Source organism: Salinibacterium sp. TMP30, from assembly GCF_038397785.1.
Taxonomy (GTDB): Bacteria; Actinomycetota; Actinomycetes; order Actinomycetales; family Microbacteriaceae; genus Rhodoglobus.
The window spans coordinates 1,216,552-1,241,108 of sequence record NZ_CP151642.1 but is presented as its reverse complement, the minus strand read 5'-3'; the positions used below and the strand labels follow the sequence as shown (position 1 = coordinate 1,241,108).

The window sequence follows — 24,557 nt, the reverse complement described above, 5'->3', positions numbered from 1 at the left end:
AAAGGATTCCTCAGCCCAAAACTTGGCCGCCTAGGATCAGTGCTACATCCAAGGATTTAGTGGAGGCATTGTGGCCAAGGAAACCGAGATTGTATTCGTAGATGGAGTCCGTACTCCATTTGGACGTGCTGGCGAGAAGGGCATGTTCTGGAATACCAGGGCTGATGACCTCGTCGTCAAGGCGATGATCGGACTACTGGAACGTAACCCCCAGATTCCCAAAGATCGCTTTGATGAAGTTGCTATCGCTGCAACCACCCAGACAGGCGATCAGGGCCTCACGATCGGCCGAAGCGCAGCACTTCTCGCAGGACTGCCAACGTCGGTTCCTGGTTACGCCATTGACCGCATGTGTGCTGGCGCGATGACTGCCGTCACTAACGTGGCTGGCGGAATCGCCTTTGGTGCTTATGATCTGACGATTGCCGGCGGCGTAGAGCACATGGGTCATCACCCAATGGGTTCGGGCGTCGACCCCAACCCTCGTTTCGTCGCCGAAAAGATCGTCGACCCCGAAGCCCTCAATATGGGCAACACGGCAGAGAAGCTGCATGATCGGTTCCCTCACCTCACGAAGGCGCGTTCCGATGCCTTCGCTCTGCGCAGCCAGCAGCGCGCGACGGCCGCCTACGAAGCAAACAACATCCAGCCTGATCTGATCTCCGTTGCGATAAAGAGCGCCGCCGGTTGGGGAATGGCAACGCGCGACGAAGGTCTCCGCCCCGAAACAACTCTTGACGGTCTCGCGGGACTCAAGACGCCATTTCGCCCCCACGGCCGAATCACAGCCGGCAACGCATCGGGGCTGAACGATGGCGCAACGGCAAGCATCATTGCGAGCGGGGATGCCGCACGCGAGTTCGGTTTGACGCCCAAGATGCGTATGGTCAGTTTCGCCTATGCCGGTGTGGAACCCGAGATCATGGGCATTGGCCCAATTCCGTCAACTGAGAAGGCACTCCGCAAGGCTGGACTCTCGATGGACGACATTGGCCTCTTCGAGCTCAACGAGGCTTTTGCTGTGCAGGTGCTTTCGCTCCTTGACCACTTCGGAATCGATGATGAAGACCCCCGCGTCAACCAGTGGGGCGGCGCAATCGCGATGGGCCACCCATTGGCGTCATCCGGTGTGCGGCTCATGATTCAGCTCGCTGCCCAGTTCGAACAGCACCCTGAGGTGCGCTATGGACTTACCGCCATGTGTGTCGGTCTTGGCCAGGGTGGTTCCGTTATCTGGGAGAACCCCAACTACAAGGGAGCAAAGTAACAATGACCCAGCAGTTTGCACGTCTGGCTGACCTGTCCAAAGACGAAGTCATCACTCACTCTTTTGTGCGGGATGTACCGCTGTCGCAGGGGCGCACACTTGCGCTTATCACCCTCGACAACGGGAAGGATCACACCCGACCTAACACTCTCGGTCCTGCAACCCTGTTGGAGTTTGCACGAGTGCTCGATGAGCAAAAGGAGCGGGCAACCGCAGGCGAAATCCACGGTGTCGCCGTTACCGGTAAACCGTTCATCTTTGCTGCCGGCGCTGATCTTTCGAAGGTCAGCGAAATCCCGGATCGTGAGACCGGCAAACAGATGGCGCAGCTCGGTCACTGGTCACTCGGAAAGCTTAGTGACCTCGGCGTTCCGTCGTTCGTGTTCATCAACGGGCTTGCACTCGGTGGCGGCGTGGAAGTTCCACTTAACGCCGACTACCGCACTATCGATAGTTCGGTTCCCGCGTTAGCTCTTCCCGAGGTCTTCCTTGGTCTCATTCCCGGGTGGGGCGGCGCCTGGTTACTGCCGAACCTGATCGGCATCGAGAATGCTCTCAAGGTCGTCATCGAAAATCCTCTCAAGAACAACCGGATGCTCAAAGGCCCTGAGGCCTTCGAACTCGGTATCGCTGACGCGATGTTCGGGCCAGCCAACTTCCTCGAGGACTCAGTGCGCTGGGCAGACGATGTCATCTCCGGCACCACAAAGGTAAAGCGCAAGAACGAGCCTGGCAAAATCGAACGTACCGTCAAGTGGGATGTTGCGATCGGCATCGCAGAGAAAATGCTTGCCAACCGAATCGGCCGCGTCGCCAAGTCGCCTTACGCTGCGCTTGCCCTGCTCAAGGCAGCAAAGAACACGGATAAGAAGACCGGCTTCGAAGCTGAAGACAACGCTCTGGCAGAAATGATCTCCGGAGATCAGTTCCAGGCGAGCATCTATGCATTCAACCTCGTGCAGAAGCGAGCAAAACGACCTGCCGGAGCGCCAGACAAGGAACTTGCCCGCACCGTCACGAAGGTCGGCGTCATTGGTGCCGGTCTGATGGCTCGCCAGTTCGCGCTGCTCTTTGTGCGTCGCTTACAGGTGCCGGTGGTCATCACCGACCTAGATCAAGCCGCCACAGATGCCGGTGTTGCCGCCATCCATGCGGAGATCGACAAACTGCACGAGAAGGGACGATTGTCATCCGATGACACGAACCGGCTCAAGGCGCTTGTCACTGGCACGACCGACAAGGCTGACTTCGGCGACTGTGACTGGGTCATCGAAGCGATCTTTGAGGAGCTCACGGCCAAACAGGCAGTGTTCGCCGAGGTGGAACAGTACATTTCTGATGAGGCAATCCTGGCAACGAACACGTCATCGTTGTCGGTTGAGCAGATCGGTGCACAGCTCAAACACCCCGAGCGCCTCGTCGGTTTCCACTTCTTCAACCCAGTGGCCGTAATGCCGCTCATTGAAGTCGTAAAGACTCCGCACACAAACGATCAGACGCTGTCAACGGCAATGGTCACAGCAAAGAATCTGCGTAAGAACGCTGTCATCACGACGGACACCCCAGGTTTTGTCGTTAACCGTATTCTTGCGAAGGTCTTGGGCGAGGCGATGCACGCCGTAGACACAGGAACGCCGTTTGAGGTTGTCGAGGAGTCGACTCGTCCATTTGGGCTACCGATGACCCCTTTCGAGCTTCTCGAACTCGTCGGCCTCAAGGTCGGAGCACACGTGCTCGACACTCATCACGCAGCATTTCCCGAGCGGTTCTTCGAAAGCAAGAATCTGCACAAACTCGCTGAACTGGGTTTCATTTTCGACCGTGACAGCAAGGGTAAGTCAAAGGGCATTTCGAAGAAGGCTGTCGAGATCGTCAAGGGTGGAAAGTCGCCCATGACGGCAGAGGAGCTTCAGATCCGCATCGAAGATGGTCTTGCCGACGAGATTCATCGCATGCTGGAAGACAGCGTCGTCGCCGCTGCGGAAGATATCGACCTGTGTCTCATTCTCGGCGCCGGTTACCCCTTCCAGATGGGTGGTGTCACCCCGTATCTCGATCGTGCGGGAGCTTCCGAACGCGCGTTCGGAGGAACCTTCCACGATCCGCAGATTCGCGGAGTCCACTAGGAATCCCGCGTTAGCACCGTACATCAACAGCGAAAGGGCCGGTCCAGATAGTATCTGGGCCGGCCCTTTCGCTGTTGGTCGGTCAGTCCGTTAGGGCGTCGCGCGCTATCCTCGTTTGGCGGAAAGCGGATGCGGCTGCGGCTGCGGCTGCGAGTCGATGTCACTCAGCGGTCGCGCAATAGGAATTTTGCTCCCGAGCACCTGGGCAACCACATCGCGAGCGATGTGTTGAGGCGTGAGCCCTGCCTTCTCGAGCACGTAGTCGCGACTGCCATGGTCGAGGAACTCTGCCGGCAAACCGAGTTCGTTGACCGCAGTATCGACGCCCTGTGCCCGCATATCTTGGCGAATTCGGGTGCCGATTCCCCCAACTCGAATGCCGTCTTCGATCGTGATCACTATTCGGTACTGTGCCGAGAAATCGATCACACTCTGCGCAACCGGAACGACCCATCGCGGGTCAATCACTGTTGCTCCAATGCCCTGCGCTGCAAGAAGTTCTGCAACTTGAAGACCAGTCTTAGCCATCGAGCCAACCGTAACGATGAGCACATCATGCTGGTCATCCTCGCGGAGCACATCCACACCGTCGTCGGTGCGACGGACAGAATCGTATTCGGTTCCCACAGTGCCTTTGGCGAAGCGAATTACCGTCGGCCCATCATCAACAGCGACGGCCTCCCGCAGCTCCTCACGCAGTCGCTCAGCGTCTCGAGGTGCAGCAATCCTGATGTTCGGAACCACCTGAAGCAGGGCGAGATCCCACATACCATGATGACTTGCGCCATCAGGGCCTGTGACACCCGCGCGGTCTAGAACAAAAGTGACCCCGGCGCGGTGCAGCGCGACATCCATGAGCACCTGGTCGAACGCACGATTGATGAAGGTGGCGTAGAGCGCAACGACAGGATGCAAACCTCCGAATGCCAGCCCTGCGGCAGAGGTAACAGCATGCTGTTCTGCGATACCGACATCATGAACGCGTTCCGGATACTTTTCGGCAAAGAGGTGGAGCCCCGTGGGGCGCAGCATCGCGGCAGTAATCCCCACTAGGCGGGGGTTTTCGTCTGCAAGGGTGACAACCTCCTGAGAGAACACTGACGTCCATGATGCAGCTCCACCCGATTGAACGGGCTCCCCGGTGATCGGATCAATCTGGCCGACGGCGTGGAACTGATCTGCAACATCCGACAGTGCCGGCTCGTAGCCGCGGCCCTTTTCGGTAATCGCGTGCACAATTACGGGCGCACCATACGACTTAGCCTGTTCAAGCACTTCGTTCAGCGCACCGATGTCGTGGCCATCAACCGGGCCCAAGTACTTGATATCAAGATTCGAATAGAGGGCCTCATTGTTGCTGAATCGAGAGAGGAATCCGTGTGTGCCACCCCGAATACCGCGATACAGTGCGCGCCCCGGTCCACCGAAAGCTCCGAAGAATCGCTGGCTTGAGCTGTACAGCGAACGGTACGAACGGCGAGTTCGCACGCTATTCAAAAAATGGGCCATTCCACCAATTGTGGGTGCGTAGGAGCGGCCATTGTCATTGACAACAATTATCAGGTTGCGACTGTTGTCGTCGCTGATGTTGTTGAGCGCCTCCCACGTCATGCCGCCGGTAAGTGCACCATCGCCGACGACGGCGACAACGTGGCGGTCCCCCTGGCCTGTCATCTCGAAGGCTCGCGAAATACCGTCGGCCCAAGACAGCGAACTAGAAGCGTGAGAACTTTCGACGATGTCATGCTCAGATTCGGAACGCTGCGGGTACCCGGCGAGTCCGCCTTCAGAGCGCAACTTCGAGAAGTCCTTTCGGCCAGTAAGGATCTTGTGAACATAGCTCTGGTGGCCGGTGTCGAAGACGATGGCATCACGCGGCGAGTCGAAGACCCGGTGGATAGCCGTTGTCAGCTCGACCACTCCCAAGTTGGGGCCCAAATGTCCGCCGGTTCGAGAGACGTTTTCGATCAGAAACTCGCGGATCTCTTGGGCTAACTCGACAAGCTGCGGGGTGGAGAGACCGTCAAGATCTCGGGGACTGTTGATTCCCTCGAGTAAGTTCATTCCCTCAGTCTAGGCTTCTTCGCTGGCATGCTGACAATTGTGCACGAGGATCTGAGGTGGCGTAATCACCGCTCAGCGCACGCAGCAGGCGCGTGGTGAAAGTCATCACTTGCACCACGCGCCTTCTGGCTGCGCTGCTAGCTAGACCAGTGAGCGCAGAACGTACTGCAGGATGCCGCCGTTGCGGTAGTAGTCCGCTTCACCGGGGGTGTCGATGCGCAGTTTCGCATCGAACTCCACCGTCGACTTGCCCTTAGGCGAGTGCGCAGTCGGCTCGGCTACTACGTGCAGGGTGCTCGGAATGAGATCGTTGTTAAGTTCTTCGACACCTGAGATGCTGATGCTCTCAGTTCCGTCGAGACCCAACGATTCCCAGGACTCTCCCTCAGGGAACTGCAGGGGAAGAACGCCCATGCCGATCAGGTTCGAGCGGTGAATACGCTCAAAGCTCTCGCAAATGACCGCCTTGACGCCGAGCAAACTGGTGCCCTTTGCCGCCCAGTCACGCGAAGAGCCGGATCCGTACTCTTTGCCACCGAGTACGACGAGCGGAGTGTTCTGTGCCGCGTAGTTCTGAGCTGCGTCGTAAATGAACGACTGTGCGGCATCCGGCGTCGTGAAGTCCCGCGTGTAGCCGCCCTCAACGCCATCGAGCAGTTGGTTCCTGAGGCGAATATTCGCAAAGGTTCCACGAATCATGACCTCGTGGTTTCCCCGACGCGAACCGTAGGAGTTGAAGTCCTTACGGTCGATGCCGTGCTCAGCCAAGTAGAGACCGGCCGGGCTATCGCCCTTGATTGAACCAGCAGGGCTGATGTGGTCAGTCGTCACGGAGTCGCCGAGTTTTGCAAGAACGCGGGCCCCCGTGATCGAGGTGACCGGCGTAATCTCCATGGTCATGCCGTCAAAGTACGGAGGCTTGCGAACGTAGGTCGACTCATCGTCCCACTCAAAAGTGGACCCGGTCGGCGTCGGTAGGTTCCGCCAGCGCTCGTCGCCATCAAACACACCGGCGTATTCGTGGATGAACATGTCACGGTCAATTGACGAGTCAATCGTGGCCTGAACTTCGGATGCGTCAGGCCAGATGTCCTTCAAGAAGACATCGTTGCCTTCCTGGTCTTGACCGAGTGCGTCATTATCGAAGTCGAAGTTCATCGATCCGGCAAGAGCGTAAGCAATAACCAGTGGCGGGCTGGCGAGGTAGTTCATCTTCACGTCAGGGTTGATGCGACCCTCGAAGTTGCGGTTACCGGAGAGAACAGCTGTGACGGCGAGATCGTTCTCGTTGATCGCGGCGGAAATCTCGTCTTCTAGCGGTCCGGAGTTACCGATACACGTGGTGCAGCCATAACCGACGGTATAGAAGCCGAGTGCCTCAAGCGAGACGTTCAACCCAGACTTCTCGTAGTAGTCGGTGACTACCTTTGAGCCAGGCGCCAGCGTGGTCTTGACCCACGGCTTCGATTTCAATCCCTTTGCTGCAGCGTTACGGGCCAGAAGACCAGCAGCGAGCATCACGGACGGATTCGACGTGTTGGTGCACGACGTGATCGCCGCGATCGCAACCGCGCCGTGATCGATCGTGAAGGAGTCTCCGCCATCAACACTTACCGAGGTGGGCTTCGAGGCGGTGGATGGCGCGTGACTGGAGTGACTGTGCGAACGCTCGTGCGCTGAATCTTCGTCCTGTGGCGTCAGGCCAATGGGGTCGGATGCCGGGAATGTTCCTTCAACTGCGGCATCGACCTTGGAGTGATCCGTCGATGCATAGTTGTTAAGATCGATCTCAAACTGGCTCTTTGCATTGGTCAGCTCGACACGGTCTTGCGGACGCTTGGGTCCGGCGATCGAAGGAACAACAGTCCCGAGGTCGAGCTCAAGGTACTCGCTGTAGTTGGGCTCAACACTGGGGTCGTGCCAGAGGGCCTGAAGCTTTGAGTACGCTTCAACGAGATTGACTTGCTCTTCGCTGCGGCCAGTGAGGCGCAGGTAGTCGAGGGTCACGTCGTCGATCGGGAACATTGCGGCGGTGGATCCGAACTCGGGACTCATGTTTCCGATGGTGGCGCGGTTGGCGAGTGGCACTGCGCCGACGCCTTCACCGTAGAACTCCACAAACTTGCCGACGACACCGTGCCAGCGGAGCATCTGGGTGATCGTGAGAACGACGTCAGTAGCGGTGACGCCGGCGGGGATTGATCCGCTCAGCTTGAAGCCGACAACCTTAGGGATGAGCATCGAGACGGGCTGACCAAGCATCGCGGCCTCAGCCTCGATGCCGCCAACGCCCCATCCAAGAACACCGAGGCCGTTGACCATTGTGGTGTGCGAATCGGTGCCGACGAGGGTGTCAGGGAAAGCGCGAGTCTTGCCGTTGACTTCACGCGTGTACGTGACGCGCGCGAGGTGTTCAATGTTCACTTGGTGAACAATTCCGGTTCCGGGAGGAACGACTTTGAAGTCGTCGAAGGCGGACTGGCCCCAGCGAAGGAACTGGTAGCGCTCACCATTGCGCTGGTATTCCAGCTCGACGTTGCGCTCGAGCGCATCCTCGGAGCCGAAAAGGTCGGCAATGACAGAATGGTCAATAACAAGCTCGGCCGGCGCCAGAGGGTTGATCTTGGTGGGGTCTCCCCCAAGCTCGGCAACTGCTTCACGCATGGTGGCGAGGTCTACGATGCACGGGACTCCCGTGAAGTCCTGCATAACGACTCGTGCCGGAGTGAACTGGATCTCGGTGTCTGGCTCCGCCGTGGGAACCCACGAACTGAGCGACGTGATGTGAGCGGCGGTGACGTTCTTGCCATCTTCAGTACGCAACAGGTTCTCAAGCAAAACCTTGAGGCTGAATGGCAGCTTTTCGTATCCCGCCACTTTGTCGATGCGGAACACCTCGTAGTCGGTTGCTCCGACGGTGAGGGTGTCTTTCGACCCAAAACTATTGACTGTCGACACTGTCATCTCCCTTGCTACGGTTCTTCAATCCTTGCGCGGAGCGTGTGCTGCATCCAGCAAGGTAAGCCTAAGGCTGAATCACAGTTTGTGAACCGCGAATGAGGTCAAAAGTATCTTGACGTCAAGATAAATGTACACCATCCATGCCCGACGGCAGAGTCGCGACGGTGACGAACTAGTCGGATGCCCGTCTACCGTACGCGGCACGCATCAACAACCACGTCACCCAGAGCACACCCGCATAGAGCGGAACGCCCAATAGCAACTTCATCGTGGCAAGAGCCTGCGTTGCTTCGGCAAAGTACAGCGGAAGCTCGATCGCAAGCCGCAACGCGAACATGCCCGCCCAGACGAGCGTCGCAATCAGCGCGACATAAAACTTTGCCTTGTCCTCGCGCCAATCATTGGCCTCAGGTACCAGCAGCGTAGCGATAACCCCCACTAGAGGTCTTCGAGCTATCAGACTGATGACTATTGCGGTCAAGAACGCCCCATTAATAACGAACCCAAGTAAGAAGTTGTCTTCAGCGCGCCCGGTTATGAGCGCCAAACCGGCCGAGAGCGCAACACCGAGCACCCCCACGAGCGCCGACGACACCGGTGTCCGAGAAATCAGGCGGACAGCGACGAACCCCACGGCCACAATGACAGGGGCGACAACTGACACCACAAGCTGCTGAGTCAGAGTGAAAATGACCAGAAAACTCAACCCGGGCAGAATCGATTCGACGAGTCCGCGAATTCCTCCCATCGCTGCTAACAGCGCCCCCGCGGTCGGAGTCTCCCCCGGCGCCACGTGACCGACCGCCGAGCGGCGCGCAGCAGACATCAACGCGTCCCGAACGGAAGGATCTCCCTGCGGCGGCTCATCGCTGGCCGAAATCGAAGACTCGTCGGCTGAACTCACGCCTGAGATTCTTTCTCACCCGTTGCTGGCACGTGAAGCGGGATCAGATCGCGCGGGGGCATAGGCGTGTTACCTCGAACAACCACGATGGATCGGAACAGGTCTTCAACCTTGGTTGCGGCATCCGCGTTAGTGAGCGCCTCACCGGCGATGACGCCGCGCAAGAACCACCGTGGGCCATCGACGCCAACAAAACGCGCGATGCGCTTCTCGTCTGACTTGCCGCCCGCGACGGGGATTTCAGCAAAAACCTCTGGCCCGAAAGGACCCTCAGAGACTTTGGTTGTTCCCCCCTGAGTGTGCACCTGGTCGATAATCTGCTGACGGATTTCATGCCAGAGGCCACTCGAGCGCGGGGCAGCAAACGGCTGAATCTGCAATGTTGAGCCCGAATAGTCAAGACCGACCGCAACAACGCGCTTGCTCGCCTCCTCAATCTCGAGACGCAAGTGAAGTTCTTGACGCGGCAAAATCTTTACGCCGCCCAGGTCAACATAGGGACGAACCGCGTTGGCTTCGCTTTCATCGAGTGGGCCCTCGCTTGCACGATTTTCCGGTGCGGACTTGGGGTGATCTTGGGGTTCAAGAGATTCAGTGCTGTCGCTCACGAAGTAGCTCCTTGTTGGGTTGAATCTGCGCGGTATCCCGTCGAGCCAAAGCCCGACTCACCGCGATGACTGCCGGGAAGTGTCGAAACGGGGATGAAGCGCGCACGGGACACCGGCATAACGATCAATTGAGCGATCCTATCCCCCGGCTCGATCTCGAACGTGGATGCCGCGTCAGTGTTTAGTAGGGTAACGAAGATTTCGCCTCGGTAGCCGGCGTCAACTGTTCCAGGACTATTGACGATGGTGATGCCATGTCGTGCCGCCAAACCACTCCGGGGTACGACAAAAGCGACGTATCCGTCGGGAAGCGCGACTGAGACACCAGTAGCAATCGTGTCACGTTGACCGGGGGGCAGGGTGTAGTGGCCCGCTGAATACAGATCGGCTCCCGCGTCACCCGGATGCGCATAGGCGGGCACTTGCCCTCCAGCGATGAGCACCTCTACGTTGTCAATCACGAGTCGAGGTTAGTCCAGATCGGTAGGGACCTCGAAACGGTGTACCGAAAAGCAGTGTGTAATAGATGGGTGACTATCTACCGTGAACGCTTGTGGCCGACAGCCTGGCTATACATCAGCACCGCACTCGTCATCCCCGCGAGCATCCTGGTCTTCATGCCGATCAACATCGTGGCGGGCTACGTCACCGCTGCCGTGCTGTACGGAGGAATCGTGTTGTTCCTCTTGTCGACGGCGCCAACAATCGAAGTTGATGAAAATGAACTACGCGCAGGAAAGGCTCGGCTGCCGCTCTCAATAATCGGCGCGGTTTCTACATTCGACGGTGCCGAAGCGACTCTCGAACGAGGGCAGCGGCTTGATGCGCGTGCCTGGCTAATGATTCGCGGCTGGGTTTCACCGGTCGCAAAACTCGAGGTCGTCGATGAGGGCGACCCGACACCATATTGGTTGCTGTCGAGTCGCACTCCCGAGTTGCTTGCTGAAGCAATTGCGAAGTCTAAGCTGCGCACTCCAGACAAATAGCGCCGAGCTTGGTGTTGTGGTCTACCTGCGAGCGGTGCTTCACAAGGAAGCAACTTACGCAAGTAAATTCGTCGGCCTGAGGAGGCAGAACAACAACGTCGAGGTCAAGGTCAGAAAGGTCTGCCCCTGCGAGTTCAAAGTTCGCCGGGTTATCTGAATCCTCGACATCAACCGAGCCCGACATCTTGTCAGGAACACGCTCTTTAAGAGCTTCGATCGACTCGGAGTCGTCGTCGGTCTTACGAGGTGCGTCGTAGTCGGTGGCCATGCCCATCCACTTCTTTTTTACGTTGAATCACCGGAATCGGCGGCCACAGTTTGCATGAAAGCTAGCCGAATTGCAAACCGCCGAATCTGCATCACTGTGCAGCGCCTGTGACAACTGTTATCGGGGGCGTGTTATTCCCACGTTTCAGGGTCAGTCCGTGCGATCCTGAAGCGGAATCGTCAGGGCTGGAGAAGTTCACTATGGAAGACCTTCGGGTAGTCGAAGTACAAGACGGTGCACTGATCGTCTCAGGCACTAATGGAACGCAGTACCGCCTCGCCGTCGACAGCGTGCTGCAGTCGCGCCTCCGGCAAAGTCGAGGCGCCATTGGGGCAGCCACCAAACTGGCTCCCCGCGAAATTCAAGCGCATATCCGTGCCGGAATGTCGGCACAAGATGTCGCAAGCGTCACCGGTGCTGATCTCGAATATATTCTTCGATTTGAAGGCCCCGTGATGGCGGAGCGTGAGTTCGTCATTGAATCTGCTCTCGGCGTTCCCGTTCACGTCGCCGGCGAGACTGATTCGCTCACATCGTCACGCACATTCGGCTCTGCGATTCGAGAGCGTTTGCTTGAGTTGCGCGCCGCAGACGAGCGGTGGGCAAGCTGGAAAGAGCCGGAGACTGGCTGGATCGTTAAGCTCGCGTTCACCGCCAGCGAGATCGATCATGATGCTCGCTGGCAATTCGATCCCAAACGCCAGTCGCTAGTTCCCCTCAATAACGAAGCCAAGACTCTCTCTCAGCAGGGTGAATCCAGCGGAGCACTGATTCCGCGGCTTCGCGCGGTGGCATCGGCTGAACACACAACAGACGCGGCTCGCTTCGATAGCGGAGCCTTTGACATTGACGATCTCGACGACGAACCCGAACCGATTCGACCAGCAGAGCTTCCGGTCATGCGCGACCGCACCGCAGAGGCCGGAGTGGGCAACCAAACCGCGGACCTCCTGGACGCGCTGCGCCGCCGCCGTGGCGAACGCGAGCCCGCCAGTTTCGACGATGCCGATGCCGATGACAATGAGTCGGCGTCAACTAACTCCGAGCCGTCAATGCGACTCCTCGACCCTCCGACTGCTGATGAGCGCCGCGATGCTCCCGCACCGCCTCAGATCACAGCGCCGCAAACGACCTCGAAGTCGCGGCGACGCCGCGTAGCGATGCCCAGTTGGGACGACATCGTCTTTGGCACTAAGCCAGACGACGACCCCGCCTAAGGGTCTAAAACACCCTAGGCGCAGCAAAGCCGCACAGTCCGCCCCAGCCCCCGGGCGACGCCGCGTCGCGTGCCGTGCTATCCGGCGTACGACCCGAACCGCAGCAGAGGAACGCGCAGCTCGTCATCTGACCATGAACCATGCTGACCGATCATGAGTCGACCGTGATCGTTTAGTGAGCGCGAATCGTAGTAGGCAATTGCCTTGCGCGCCGCGACAATGATATCTCCGATGCGCGGCGCGACATCCTGGTTGACTTCTCCAAACCAGCCCGCGGTGATCGCGTCCTCACGACTGACGACCCACGAGCGATGGCCCTCTGCGACCTGCCAGCGATCGAGTACGCGCGATCGTTCGTCCGCGCCCAAGCTCGGTTCGAGATGAAGCTGGATACACCGCGGTTCGCCAGCAATGTGTCGCACCCCGATGAGCAGTTCTGGGGCAGTATCAAACAGCACGTGTGAGTGAGCCGGAACGTCGACCATTCCATGATCAGCGGTGACCAGCATCCCTTGGTCATCGGCAAGGTGGCCGACAACACCCGCCAGTGCCGCATCAAGCGCTTCAAGCGCATGCGTCCACTGGGGTGATTGCCAACCATGAGCGTGACCGGCCATGTCAAGCTCTGGCGCATAAACATAGGTGAGGGATGCCGCGTCGCTCGTTTCGGCAACCGCGACCGCTGCGCGCAGCCGTTCGGCCAACGATCCTGCCGCGATGTACTTCGCTCCGCGCAACACTGCTCGTGTGAACCCGGAGTCTCGGTACCGCGCCGCACCAACGGCCACAGCGGTGTGCCCACGTGCAGTAGCGCGTTCGAAGATCGTTGAAGTCCTCTGCCACACTGCAGGGTCAAGCCGAGCATCCCATCCAGAAAGCTGATTGAGAACGCGGTCATTGACAGTATCGAGTGCGCTATAGCCAACCAGCCCATGCTGACCGGCCCGGGCGCCTGTAGTGAGACTAGCGATCGCCGACGCTGTTGTGGTGGGAAATCCTGACTGAATTACAGAGTTCTTGAAGAACGCCGAGCTCAGAGTGCGAGCATGACCCGAGCGAGCTTTAAGACTATGCGCTCCCAGTCCGTCAACCAGCAACACGACGGCATGCTTGACCGGCGGCAAGCCCAAGCGATTAGAGCCACCCTCGATTGCCTGAAGTGAACTTGACAACACATCGGTAAGGTTCGCTGAGTCTGGGTTGAGCGCCGGTAACATTAGGTCAATCCTATGGCTACTCCCACGAAACCCACCCCAGACTCCCCCGCCGGCGAACGCATTGAAGACATCGATGTAACGACCGAAATGCAGGGATCGTTCTTGGAGTATGCGTACTCCGTGATTTATTCGCGCGCTCTTCCCGACGCACGCGACGGTCTGAAGCCCGTTCAACGCCGCATCCTGTACCAGATGAGTGAGATGGGACTGCGTCCCGAGCGGGGCCACGTGAAGTCCTCGCGTGTTGTCGGCGATGTGATGGGAAAGCTGCACCCCCACGGCGACGCCTCCATTTACGACGCGATGGTGCGATTGACCCAGAGCTTCATTCTGCGGGTCCCGCTGATTGATGGTCACGGCAATTTTGGGTCATTGGATGACGGGCCGGCTGCCCCGCGCTATACCGAGGCGCGCTTGCAGGCGTCAGCGATCGCGATGACAGATAACCTCGACGAAGATGTTGTCGACTTCGTACCGAACTACGACAATTCGACCACTCAGCCTGAGGTGCTTCCTGCCGCGTTCCCCAACTTGCTCGTCAATGGAGCAAGCGGAATTGCCGTCGGAATGGCCACAAATATGGCACCGCACAACCTCATTGAGGTAGTCGGCGCCGCACGGCACTTGCTATCGAATCCTGACGCCTCACTCGAAGAACTCATGCAGTTCGTTCCCGGCCCCGACCTTCCGACCGGGGGCAAGATCATTGGCCTTGCCGGAGTCAAAGACGCCTACGCAAACGGTCGCGGCGCATTCAAGACGCGAGCGAAAGTGTCGGTCGAGTCCATTACCGCGCGCAAGATGGGTCTCGTCGTAACCGAGCTCCCCTACCTGGTTGGTCCCGAGCGCGTCATCGAGAAGATTAAAGATGGTGTTAACGCGAAGAAGATTGTTGGCATCTCTGACGTCACTGATCTCACCGACCGCAACCACGGCTTGAGACTCGTCATCGGAATCAAAACCGGCTTCAGCCCGGATGCCGTACTCGAGCAGCTCTATCGACTCACTCCCCTAGAAGATAATTTCAGTATCAACGCGGTCACCCTCGTCGATGGTCGTCCCCAGACGCTCGGCCTTAAGTCACTGCTGGAAGTGTTCCTCAAGCATCGGCTCCAGGTCGTTACGCGGCGAAGCACATTCCGTCTGATGAAGCACCGCGAGCGGTTGCACCTGGTTGAAGGACTGCTCGTCGCTATTGTCGACATCGATGAAGTCATCCAAGTTATTCGCCAGAGCGACGACAGCGATCAGGCGCGCACTCGACTGCGCGACGTTTTTGACCTGAGCGAACTTCAGGCCGAGTACATTCTTGAACTCCGACTGCGCCGCCTGACCAAGTTCAGCAGAATTGAGCTTGAAGCCGAGGCCGACAAGTTGCGCGCAGAGATCGCACGTCTCGAAGCATTACTCGCCGACGACACACTGATTCGAGCTCTCGTGTCTGATGAGCTCGAAGACGTTGCCGAGAAATTCGGAACGCCGCGTCGCACCCTGCTGACAGAGGCACCGGCATCCCTCGCAACAACATCACGTTCGGCTGCACGAAAGAACTTGCCCGTCCTCGAGATTGTTGATGAGCCGTGTGTGATATTGCTTTCTACCACGGGCCGTGTAATCCGTGTCGGCATCGCCGAGGGTGAGACCGTACTTGCCGCCCCGCGTCGGTCAAAGCATGACGCGATTCGTTCGCGCGTGACAACGACCAGCCGCACCGAAGTCGGAGCGATAACCAATCGCGGCCGCCTCATCCGGTTTACGGCAATGGAGCTTCCAAACGTGCCATCAAGCTCTGTGCAGTTAGGCGCTGGCGCGAAGATCAACGAGTACTTGGCGATCGATAGTAAAGAAAAAGTATTGGCGCTTGTCTCCCTCGAAAGCGATCAACCGATCGCCTTGGGAACACGACAGGGCACTGTGAAGCGGGTCACTCCTGGCTCATGGCCGTCGCGGCCTGACTTTGAGGTCATTGCTCTCAAGAACGGCGACGAATTAGTGGGTGCAGCACACAGCAGCGACGGCGATGAGCTGACATTCATTACGTCAAATGCCCAATTGCTTCACTTTGTCGCATCGTCTGTACGCCCTCAAGGACTCAGCGCCGGCGGAATGGCCGGCATTCGAATGGATGCCGGTGCCAGTGTGATCTTCTTCGACTCCGTCGCCCCTGGCTCAGATACGGTCGCGGTCACAGTTTCTGGTTCGAGCGGGACAATTGCCGGCACCGATCCTGGGCGGGCAAAGGTCAGCGAATTCGATCAGTTCCCAGCAAAGGGCCGCGGCACCGGTGGTGTGCGTGCACACTCACTGCTCAAGGGCGAAGACGTGCTGACTCTGGGTTGGGTCGGAGCGGCTCCTGCAACCGCTGTAGCGCCCGATGGCGTCGTTCGCCAACTACCGACCGAACTAGGTAAACGTGATGCCTCTGGAGCCCCTCTCGACAGCGTGATCGGCTCAATAGGGACTACCCCATAGCTGCGGTGCAACTCAACCGAGCCCCTAGATGTCGATACGGTCGCGGTCGAGGCCCTGCCCCTGAATGATGAATTCCTTGCGCGGGGCGACCTCGTTGCCCATGAGCAGTTCGAAGACTAATCCGGCCTGTTCGGCATCGGAAATATTCACGCGGCGAAGCACTCGGTTATTGCGGTCCATGGTGGTGATCGCCAACTGGTCGGCGTCCATCTCACCCAGACCCTTGTAACGCTGAATAGGATCCTGGTAGCGCTTGCCTGACTTCTTGAGTCCGGTCAGAACTGCGTTGAGTTCCTTCTCGGAATAGGTGTAGATCGTCTCGTTCGGCTTCGAACCGGGGTTCATTACAACGACCCGATGCAGTGGCGGAACTGCCGCGTACACGCGACCATCCCGGATCATGTCAGGCATGTAGCGGAAGAAAAGAGTGAGCAATAGGGTGCGAATGTGGGCGCCGTCAACGTCGGCATCGGCCATGATGATGACTTTGCCGTAGCGAGCAGTCGAGAGGTCGAAGCTTCGCCCTGAACCCGCCCCAATCACTTGAATGATCGACGCGCATTCAGCGTTCGACAGCATGTCACTAATGGATGCTTTTTGAACGTTGAGGATCTTGCCTCGAATGGGCAAAAGGGCTTGGTATTCGCTATCGCGACCCAGTTTTGCTGTTCCGAGCGCTGAATCACCTTCCACAATGAACAGCTCACTGTTTGCGACATCGTTGGAGCGGCAATCCACGAGTTTTGCCGGCAAACTCGAACTCTCTAGTGCGTTTTTGCGGCGCTGGGTCTCTTTGTGTGCGCGGGCAGAAATGCGCGACTTCATTTCGGCAACAACCTTGTCGAGCACTAGCGAAGACTGTGCCTTGTCGTCCCGTTTCGTTGACGAAAACTTTTCGGCGAGAGCTGCCCCAATGACTTTCGCGACGATCGCACGAACTGCTGGCGTTCCCAAGATTTCCTTAGTCTGACCCTCAAACTGCGGTTCGGGCAAGCGCACGGTTAGAACGACGGTGAGTCCAGCAAGCACATCGTCTTTGTCGAGCTTGTCATTGCCAAGCTTCAACCGACGCGCGTTCTTCTCTGTCTCCGAACGCAAAAATTTGAGAAGGCTCTGCTCGAAGCCGGCCAAGTGAGTTCCCCCCTTGGGCGTTGCGATGATGTTAACAAAACTTTTGACAATCGTTTCGTAGCCGGTACCCCAGCGCAGAGCGACATCTACCACACAGTCTCGCGAGACTTCGGTCGAAACCATGTGGCCGTTCTCTTGGAGAACGGGGACGCTCTCGGTGAATCCCCCAGCACCTGTGAGCCGCCATGTGTCAGTAATCGGCGGGTCGATAGCGAGGTGTTCAACGAATTCAGAGATTCCTCCCTCGAACGCAAAACTCTCGCGGCGAGGCTCATCGCCGCGTTCATCAGAAACGTTCAGCGTGAGGTTGGGCACCAGGAATGCAGTTTGACGCAGTCGATCAATCAGTCCGTCTGATTGGAATGCGGCACCCTTAGTGAAAATTTGGCGGTCAGCCCAGTAGCGAACGCGGGTTCCTGTTCGCGCCTTGGGAACTTTTCCCACTACTCGCAGTTCGCTGCCGGACACGAAGGGCGTGAATGGCGCATCAGGTGTGGGTTCGCCGGTATCGGCGAACGTTCCTGGCTCTCCGCGATGAAACGACATGGCCCAGGTTTTGCCATCACGGTCAACTTCAACGTCGAGTCGTTCTGAGAGTGCGTTAACCACTGAGGCACCAACGCCGTGGAGTCCACCGGATGCTGCATAAGAACCGGAACCAAATTTTCCGCCAGCGTGGAGCTTCGTGAAAACAACTTCGACCCCCGAGAGCCCCGTCTTGGGTTCAATGTCGACCGGGATGCCGCGTGCCTGGTCACGAACCTCAACGCTCTCGTCGGCGTGCAATATTACGCTGATCTCCGAGCCGTGCCCATCGAGGGCCTCGTCGACTGAGTTATCGATGATCTCCCAGAGGCAGTGCATGAGACCGCGTGAATCGGTTGAACCGATGTACATTCCTGGACGCTTGCGAACAGCTTCGAGCCCCTCAAGAACTGAGAGGTGACGGGCTGAATAGTCAGAGCTCGCCATGATGCGCTCCTAGGGTTTGACGACGGAAGACCGGAGTTAAGACTACGTTCTTCGAACGACATTGCCGCTCATCAACACCCATCGGCCGCGGCATGCTGGAGTTGATCCGTTCTGATACGCGCTGAGCGAAATGCCTGCGATATAGGAACAATCTGCAGGTCCGCATGCTTGTATAGGTGTACGGATTAACGACCGCAAGCAAGAAGGAGTAGGCCATGTCGAACATTGCAACAGAAGACACCACAGTCGATGAGATGGACTACACCCTCACGGCGCTCGATCGCTGTGATAGTTGTGGCGCGCAAGCATACATTCGCGCGACACTCGCGAGCGGCGATCTCCTCTTTTGTGCCCATCATGGAGCCAAGTTCAAGGAAAAGCTTTTCCCTACCGCTCTGAATTGGGTCGACGAGACGAGCCGCCTGAGTGCTGGACGCACCGTTTAGCATCGTCAGCTAGTTAGCTCATTGCCGGCACGCGTGTCGGTGTGACCTTCGTAGGAGAACTGTGAAGCGCATCCGACACTACGTGTCACGTCTTGTTTCGCTCGATGTCTCGAACATGTTGTCCGTTGCACGCGCCATTAGCCGACGAAGCGGCACCCCGGTAGTTCTCATTTTGCTCGACATGGTGTGGTGCTCTCTGGTTTATCAAGCTGGTTACCTCGACTATGAGGAATTCGAGTTCACCGCGCTGAGCCGTGCTGAACGGCGCACATGGATTACGAGCGGAAACGCGAACTCAATCGTCGTGAAGTACAACCAGCGCGATTTTCGAGAACGCTTTTACGACAAGCCAACGTTTAATGCAACGTTCAACGAATGGCTCGGTCGCGAATGGCTTGATCTAAGAACAGCGAGCGAAGCAGAATTCGTGGCGTTTGTCGGCTTACATGATCCAATCATGGTCAAAGTTGTCGACAGCATGAGTGGCGCGGGTATCGAAAAACATTCCGGCGACGAACTCGCTGATGGGCACGCCCTGTATCGCCAGCTCATAGATAACCGCCAATTTCTCGTTGAGGCGTTCATCCAGCAGCACGCCGGTATGTCAGCCCTGTGCCCAACGAGTGTCAACTCGCTCCGGATGATCACCTTTTTTGACGGCAGCGACGTGCACGTGCTCGAGGCTGTGCTGCGGATGGGCAACGGTGCCGACGTCGACAACTATGGTCGCGGAGGCATGTACACCGTGCTTGACGAGAAGACAGGCATCGCCCCTTACGGAGCGTTCGATAAATTCGCCAACACGTTCACCGAACATCCGCAAACGGGTACGCCCATCGTCGGCTTTCACGTTCCGCTGTATGACGAGGTACTAAGCACGCTCGACACAGTGGCCCGGATTATTCCGCAGATTCCTTACGTCGGTTGGGACATCGCAATCTCCACGACCGGCCCCGCCATCATCGAAGGCAACTACAACACTGGTGTCTTTCAAATGAAGCCCAGCCTCACCGGAATCAAGACAGGGCTATTGCCCAAGTTCCGTGAAATCATCGACTTCTAGCGAGCTGACCTAGCCAACTAGGCCTGTGTTGCGTGACGGATTACGCCGAGCGGAGTGCTCTGATGATCTTGCCCCAAGGGGTTGTCTTTCAGTACTCGCAGCACTAGACCATTGGTAGATTTGTCAGTGGACCCCAGGATGTTGCCACCGAAGTCATTAATATCGACAACGGCGACTGTGATCGATCCGCCGAGCGCCTGAGCGATATCGCTAGCGACACCGTTCGGCCGCGCCGGGCCAAGCACAACGTGGGAATCGTACGGCGGGATCGTGTTTTTGGTGGGTCCGTCAATCGCACGAGCCTTGGGTCCAGCGATGCGGTAGAAGTCGCCACGTCGCCCGACAGCCTTGGTTACCGCAGCGACTGCCGCTGCGAAAAGAATGCGTGGGGTGCCGCATTCGCGCAGAGCCATTTCCATGGTCTCTGGCATGCCTAGTCCAATACCATGCGAGGTCTTGGTGACGTACTTCGAGAGTGTTGTCGCAAGTTTGCGTGGCGTGATCTCGTCAATCGGATATGCACGGCCCTGCGTAATCCCGACGATTTTTTCGGTGACGAAGAGAATATCGCCATCGCGCACGACATCCTTTGCATACTCCGACACCACTTGGACGATGTCGTCGTCGCGAACCACCAGTCGAGTCTTGATAGGAAGTCGTTCAAAAACGGCTCCGTCAATTTCGACGGTGAGACTCTTACCAGCGTTTGCTTCAGCACCCATTGTTGGCCTATTCGAGGTAGTCGCGCAGTGACTGTGAGCGTGACGGGTGGCGCAGTTTGGCCATCGTCTTGGACTCGATTTGACGGATACGTTCGCGAGTTACACCGAACGTGTCACCAATCTGGTCAAGGGTCTTGGGCATTCCATCGCCCAGTCCGAAGCGCATGCGGATTACTCCCGCCTCGCGTTCGGAGAGCGAGTCGAGCAGGCTCTCGAGCTGCTTCTGCAGCATCGTGAAGCCCACCGCATCAGCCGGTACGACAGCCTCGGTGTCCTCAATTAGGTCACCGAATTCGCTGTCGCCGTCTTCGCCAAGCGGGGTGTGAAGCGAGATGGGTTCGCGACCGTACTTCTGAACCTCGACTACCTTTTCAGGAGTCATATCCAGTTCGCGAGACAGCTCTTCTGGGGTGGGTTCGCGACCTAAGTCTTGAAGCATTTGGCGCTGCACACGAGCGAGCTTGTTGATTACCTCAACCATGTGCACGGGAATACGAATCGTACGGGCCTGGTCGGCCATGGCCCGGGTGATTGCCTGGCGGATCCACCACGTGGCGTATGTAGAGAACTTGAAACCCTTGGTGTAGTCGAATTTTTCGACAGCACGGATGAGGCCCAAGTTTCCTTCTTGGATCAGGTCGAGGAACTGCATTCCACGACCGGTGTAGCGCTTAGCGAGCGATACGACAAGTCGAAGGTTCGCACCGAGCAAGTGGCTCTTTGCGCGCTGACCGTCTTTGGCAACCCATTGAAGCTCACGACCGAGGGTCGAGCGAACTTCGGCGGGCGCCATAGCCGCAAGCTTGTCTTCGGCAAACAGTCCAGCTTCGATTCGCATGGCAAGCTCAACTTCTTGAGCTGCGTTGAGCAGTGCGACTTTACCGATCTGCTTTAGGTAGTCCTTCACCGGGTCAGCGGTAGCACCGGTGATTGCAGCCGAGTAAACAGGAACGTCGTCTTCGTCGTCTACGAGGGAAAGTACAAGTGCGCCTGTGGGCAGTGCTTCGTCTTTGCTTGTCGACTTTTCTTCTTGGTCTTCGTCTTTCGGCTCCTCGTTGCCGTCAGCCTCGACGACTTCTACAGCGGATGCAGCGACGGCCTTTCTGGACTTCGCCGGCGCTTTGGCCTTGGCGGGCGCCTTCGCAACCGCAGGCTTTGTGACTGCAGCTGCCTTCTTTGCCGTGGCCGATTCGGCGGTCGACTTCGTCGTCGCTGCCTTTTTGGTTGTTGGCTTCTTGGCTGCTGGCTTTTTCGCTGTGCTCACGGCGCCTTCTGCCGCTGTAGTCGCCTCGTCTACCGCGTCGGCGGCTTTCGTGCGTGCCGCTGCCTTAGCAGGAGCCTTTGTTGTTGCGGTTACGGACTCCGCAGCCTTAGTTCGGGTAGCCATGTGAACACCTTTCCGAGGTTTTCGGGCAGTACTAAGACCCATGTCAAGTATCTGAATACGCTGCACAAGGCAAAACGGATCTAGAACAAGACCGGGTCTTACTACTAGTATGCCACGCTTTTTGGGTGTTAAACACCAGAGCTAGAGAGGCAGTCCCGGGTTGCTGTTGTCGTCGCCAGCACGCCTAATTGCAAGGAACTTTTGAAGTTCTGCCGCTATTTCGTCGGCAGACGGCAGTTCGCCATCCTCATCTGTTAACGGCGACCGCATGGGGTTCTGTTCCATGTAGTTGTCGTGGCGCTCTTCGAGGGTGCCCACTAGCCGCGCAAGTTCTTGGTTGCTTTCGACTTGAGAGTCGATCTTTGCCAGAAACTCGCGGCCTTCTTCACGAAGTCTGTCTGTGGGGAAGATCAAGCCCGTTGCTGCGCTAACGCTCTCGAGCGCCGCAACGGCCGCGGTCGGCCATTCAGTATCGGCCAGATAATGGGGAATGAGCAAAACGAATCCGGCGGTCGGATGCCCCAGCTCCTGCAGGCGATATTCGATCAGATGCATTGCGTTCGCTGGCACCTGAGTATGTGGTTTCCACACAGACAACGAGTCGATCAGCTCACTGCGATTTCCGCTAACGGTCACGCCGATAGTTCTCGTGTGCGGCACAGGCATCGGGATCGCATGAACCCACGTCGTGGACTTCACGTCGAATTTTTCGACGAGCCTCAAGACAGCAGCCGAGAACCGCTCCCATTGGAAGTCTGGCTCGTATCCCGTGAGGAGCAAGAAGGGTTGTCCCAGCTCGTCCTTCGCCAAATACAGCTCAAGTTTGGCCGGGCGGTAGTCGCTCAAATGATCTTGATCAAAATAGATCGTCGGGCGGCGCGCACGATAGTCAAGCAGCGCATCGTTGTCGAACGACGCAACAACTGTGCGTTCGAGAGTATCGAGAAGGTACTGGCTGAGCTGGCTGACCGCTCCACCCGCATCGGCAAACCCGGTAAGGCCCGCGACGAGCGGGAGACCGCGCGGCACCGCAACGACATCGGTCACGATGTCATATAGGCCGGCTGGATCTCGCATAGTCCAACTCTAATCGCGTGCACGCTCGCATCCTGAGGTTTACCACCCACAACGTCAAGCTGCTAGCGAACATGCAGGCGGATGCTCGATAACATGGGGAGATGACCGTTGCTACGCTGCATTTGTCCACCCTTTCCGCCTCCCAGATCGAAACCGACGTACTCGTCATCGGGGTGGTGAAGACAGAATCTGGACCCCAACTGGTCGACACCTCTGCCGCTCTCGCACCATTCGCGGACGCGCTAAGCATCGTTGGCGCAACCGGCGCTCAAGACGAGCTCTACCGCATCCCCGCATCCGGTATTTCAGCGCCCTCGGTAGCCTTCATCGGTCTCGGCGACACTGAACTTACCCCGGAGGTCGTTCGCTACGCCGCCGGATCAGCTGCACGCCAGTTGCGCGGAGCCGCACACATCGCGTTCGCGTTCGGAATCGACTCACGCGACGACACCCTTGCGGCGCTCGAAGGCGCAGCAATCGGGGCGTACTCCTATGACGCGTACCGCTCGACTAAGCCCGAAGCATCCAAGAGCCCCGCCACTTCAATCACCGTCCTGAGCCCGGTGGATGATGCTGCACTGATCGAGCGGGCCACGATCATTGCGCACGCAACGCACGTAACTCGCGATCTTGTCAACGAGGCACCTCGCGAGCTTTATCCTGCGACCTTTGCTGATCGCGCTAGCGAACTTGCTGCGCTCGACAATGTAGAGGTCGAAGTTCTTGCGGAAACGGAACTCGAAGAAGGCGGGTATGGCGGCATCCTCGGTGTCGGTCAAGGATCGAGCCGAGGTCCACGTCTCGTGAAACTCAGCTACACCCCCGCTGGCGCCGCCAAGCACCTAGCACTAGTTGGCAAGGGAATCACTTTCGATTCGGGAGGCCTTTCGCTAAAACCAGGTCTCGGCATGATCGGCATGAAGTTCGACATGAGCGGCGCAGCAACAGTGATGTCCGTGATCGAAGCATGCGCAAAGCTCGGCACCAAGGTGCGTCTCACGGCGTGGCTCTGCCTCGCTGAGAACATGCCATCAGGAACCGCAATTCGTCCGAACGATGTACTGACCATTCGCGGAGGCAAGACCGTCGAAGTATTGAATACTGATGCTGAAGGCCGACTCGTTATGGCTGACGGACTTGTCGCTGCGAGCGAAGAAAACCCTGACGCAATTGTCGACATCGCGACGCTCACGGGAGCGGCCGTTGTCGCCCTGGGCAACCGCTACGCCGGCACAATGGGCGATAAGGAGCTTGTGAACCAAGTCGTTGCGGTCGCGGATCGGGTGGGGGAGCCTTTCTGGCCAATGCCCATCAGTCCTGAGCTGCGCCCCATGCTCGCATCGGACATCGCCGACATCGCAAACATCAAGGCCGGTAATACTGCTGGCGGCATGCTTATCGCCGCGGCCTTCCTCAAGGACTTTGTCGGAAAGCGATCGGACAGCTCCGAGACGATTCCGTGGGCACACATTGATATCGCTGGTCCGTCCGATAATCGCGGCGGCGGCTGGGGCTATGTCGGCAAGGGCGCTACCGGAATCGGAGTTCGAACACTCATTGAACTGGCCGAGGAATTTTCTCGACCGTAGTAAGGTTTTTTTATGCGGGTTTTTTCCGCACCATCCGGTCGCACCGTAACAAACTCTGCGGGCCGGCGAACATTTTCCTT

General features: G+C 57.8%; 19 protein-coding genes. 8 read left to right on the top strand and 11 right to left on the bottom strand.

Features of this window, described 5'->3' with window-relative positions; translation table 11 throughout:
- Positions 1–70 precede the first annotated feature (70 nt).
- Together AADH44_RS06025 and AADH44_RS06020 are read left to right on the top strand one after the other, a co-directional pair.
- The gene (locus tag AADH44_RS06025) at positions 71–1,267 is read left to right on the top strand and encodes a thiolase family protein (protein WP_341954733.1); all 1,197 of its coding nucleotides are present in this window, start codon (positions 71–73) and stop codon (positions 1,265–1,267) included.
- A gap of 2 nt (positions 1,268–1,269) precedes the next feature.
- Complete coding sequence (locus tag AADH44_RS06020) at positions 1,270–3,393, top strand: 3-hydroxyacyl-CoA dehydrogenase NAD-binding domain-containing protein (protein ID WP_341954732.1); 2,124 nt, start codon at positions 1,270–1,272, stop codon at positions 3,391–3,393.
- Between the two features lie 105 nt (positions 3,394–3,498).
- Here the strand turns inward: AADH44_RS06020 and dxs are convergent, their stop codons facing one another.
- The 5 genes from dxs to dut form a co-directional block, all read right to left on the bottom strand.
- On the bottom strand, positions 3,499–5,457 hold the full coding sequence (gene dxs, locus AADH44_RS06015) for a 1-deoxy-D-xylulose-5-phosphate synthase (RefSeq protein WP_341954730.1): 1,959 nt from the start codon (positions 5,455–5,457) through the stop codon (positions 3,499–3,501).
- Between the two features lie 141 nt (positions 5,458–5,598).
- The gene (locus AADH44_RS06010) at positions 5,599–8,415 is read right to left on the bottom strand and encodes an aconitate hydratase (protein ID WP_341954729.1); all 2,817 of its coding nucleotides are present in this window, start codon (positions 8,413–8,415) and stop codon (positions 5,599–5,601) included.
- Positions 8,416–8,590: 175 nt separating this feature from the next.
- Positions 8,591–9,322, bottom strand: coding sequence for a DUF3159 domain-containing protein (locus AADH44_RS06005; protein WP_341954727.1), 732 nt, complete (start codon positions 9,320–9,322; stop codon positions 8,591–8,593).
- Positions 9,319–9,930, bottom strand: a complete 612-nt coding sequence (locus AADH44_RS06000; protein WP_341954725.1) for a DUF3710 domain-containing protein — start codon at positions 9,928–9,930, stop codon at positions 9,319–9,321. Before AADH44_RS06000 ends, AADH44_RS06005 begins: the two co-directional genes overlap by 4 nt.
- The gene (gene dut, locus AADH44_RS05995; RefSeq protein ID WP_341954723.1) at positions 9,927–10,391 is read right to left on the bottom strand and encodes a dUTP diphosphatase; all 465 of its coding nucleotides are present in this window, start codon (positions 10,389–10,391) and stop codon (positions 9,927–9,929) included. The genes AADH44_RS06000 and dut overlap by 4 nt, the downstream gene beginning before the upstream one ends.
- A gap of 69 nt (positions 10,392–10,460) precedes the next feature.
- Between dut and AADH44_RS05990 the strand changes: the two genes are divergently transcribed.
- The gene (locus AADH44_RS05990; RefSeq protein ID WP_341954721.1) at positions 10,461–10,916 is read left to right on the top strand and encodes a DUF3093 domain-containing protein; all 456 of its coding nucleotides are present in this window, start codon (positions 10,461–10,463) and stop codon (positions 10,914–10,916) included.
- Here the strand turns inward: AADH44_RS05990 and AADH44_RS05985 are convergent.
- Positions 10,891–11,184: a DUF4193 domain-containing protein gene (locus tag AADH44_RS05985; protein WP_040800223.1), complete on the bottom strand. Its 294-nt coding sequence runs from the start codon at positions 11,182–11,184 to the stop codon at positions 10,891–10,893. The genes AADH44_RS05990 and AADH44_RS05985 overlap by 26 nt on opposite strands.
- A gap of 200 nt (positions 11,185–11,384) precedes the next feature.
- Here AADH44_RS05985 and sepH point away from each other — a divergent pair, with 200 nt between their 5' ends.
- Positions 11,385–12,401: a septation protein SepH gene (gene sepH, locus AADH44_RS05980; protein ID WP_341954719.1), complete on the top strand. Its 1,017-nt coding sequence runs from the start codon at positions 11,385–11,387 to the stop codon at positions 12,399–12,401.
- A 77-nt stretch (positions 12,402–12,478) separates the two neighbouring features.
- Here the strand turns inward: sepH and AADH44_RS05975 are convergent, their stop codons facing one another.
- Positions 12,479–13,618 carry an alkaline phosphatase family protein gene (locus tag AADH44_RS05975; RefSeq protein ID WP_341954717.1) on the bottom strand — a complete coding sequence of 380 codons (1,140 nt, stop codon included), beginning with the start codon at positions 13,616–13,618 and terminating at the stop codon, positions 12,479–12,481.
- Positions 13,619–13,630: 12 nt separating this feature from the next.
- On the opposite strand from AADH44_RS05975, the gene AADH44_RS05970 reads away from it, so the two are divergent.
- On the top strand, positions 13,631–16,090 hold the full coding sequence (locus tag AADH44_RS05970) for a DNA topoisomerase IV subunit A (protein ID WP_341954716.1): 2,460 nt from the start codon (positions 13,631–13,633) through the stop codon (positions 16,088–16,090).
- 24 nt (positions 16,091–16,114) lie between these two features.
- On the opposite strand, the gene AADH44_RS05965 is transcribed toward AADH44_RS05970, so the two are convergent.
- Positions 16,115–18,193 (bottom strand): DNA topoisomerase IV subunit B, encoded by a 2,079-nt coding sequence (locus tag AADH44_RS05965; RefSeq protein WP_341954715.1) that lies wholly within the window; start codon positions 18,191–18,193, stop codon positions 16,115–16,117.
- 215 nt (positions 18,194–18,408) lie between these two features.
- Between AADH44_RS05965 and AADH44_RS05960 the strand changes: the two genes are divergently transcribed.
- Positions 18,409–18,639 carry a hypothetical protein gene (locus tag AADH44_RS05960; RefSeq protein ID WP_341954714.1) on the top strand — a complete coding sequence of 77 codons (231 nt, stop codon included), beginning with the start codon at positions 18,409–18,411 and terminating at the stop codon, positions 18,637–18,639.
- A 61-nt stretch (positions 18,640–18,700) separates the two neighbouring features.
- Complete coding sequence (locus AADH44_RS05955) at positions 18,701–19,702, top strand: sugar-transfer associated ATP-grasp domain-containing protein (RefSeq protein ID WP_341954713.1); 1,002 nt, start codon at positions 18,701–18,703, stop codon at positions 19,700–19,702.
- 17 nt (positions 19,703–19,719) lie between these two features.
- Here AADH44_RS05955 and AADH44_RS05950 read toward each other — a convergent pair whose 3' ends face one another.
- The 3 genes from AADH44_RS05950 to AADH44_RS05940 all read right to left on the bottom strand — a co-directional run bounded on the left by AADH44_RS05950 (position 19,720) and on the right by AADH44_RS05940 (position 22,888).
- Positions 19,720–20,424: a coenzyme F420-0:L-glutamate ligase gene (locus tag AADH44_RS05950; RefSeq protein ID WP_341954711.1), complete on the bottom strand. Its 705-nt coding sequence runs from the start codon at positions 20,422–20,424 to the stop codon at positions 19,720–19,722.
- A gap of 7 nt (positions 20,425–20,431) precedes the next feature.
- Positions 20,432–21,811, bottom strand: a complete 1,380-nt coding sequence (locus AADH44_RS05945) for an RNA polymerase sigma factor (protein ID WP_341954710.1) — start codon at positions 21,809–21,811, stop codon at positions 20,432–20,434.
- 141 nt (positions 21,812–21,952) lie between these two features.
- Positions 21,953–22,888, bottom strand: a complete 936-nt coding sequence (locus AADH44_RS05940; RefSeq protein ID WP_341954708.1) for a PAC2 family protein — start codon at positions 22,886–22,888, stop codon at positions 21,953–21,955.
- Positions 22,889–22,989: 101 nt separating this feature from the next.
- On the opposite strand from AADH44_RS05940, the gene AADH44_RS05935 reads away from it, so the two are divergent.
- Positions 22,990–24,477, top strand: a complete 1,488-nt coding sequence (locus AADH44_RS05935) for a leucyl aminopeptidase (RefSeq protein ID WP_341954706.1) — start codon at positions 22,990–22,992, stop codon at positions 24,475–24,477.
- Positions 24,478–24,557: the final 80 nt, after the last annotated feature.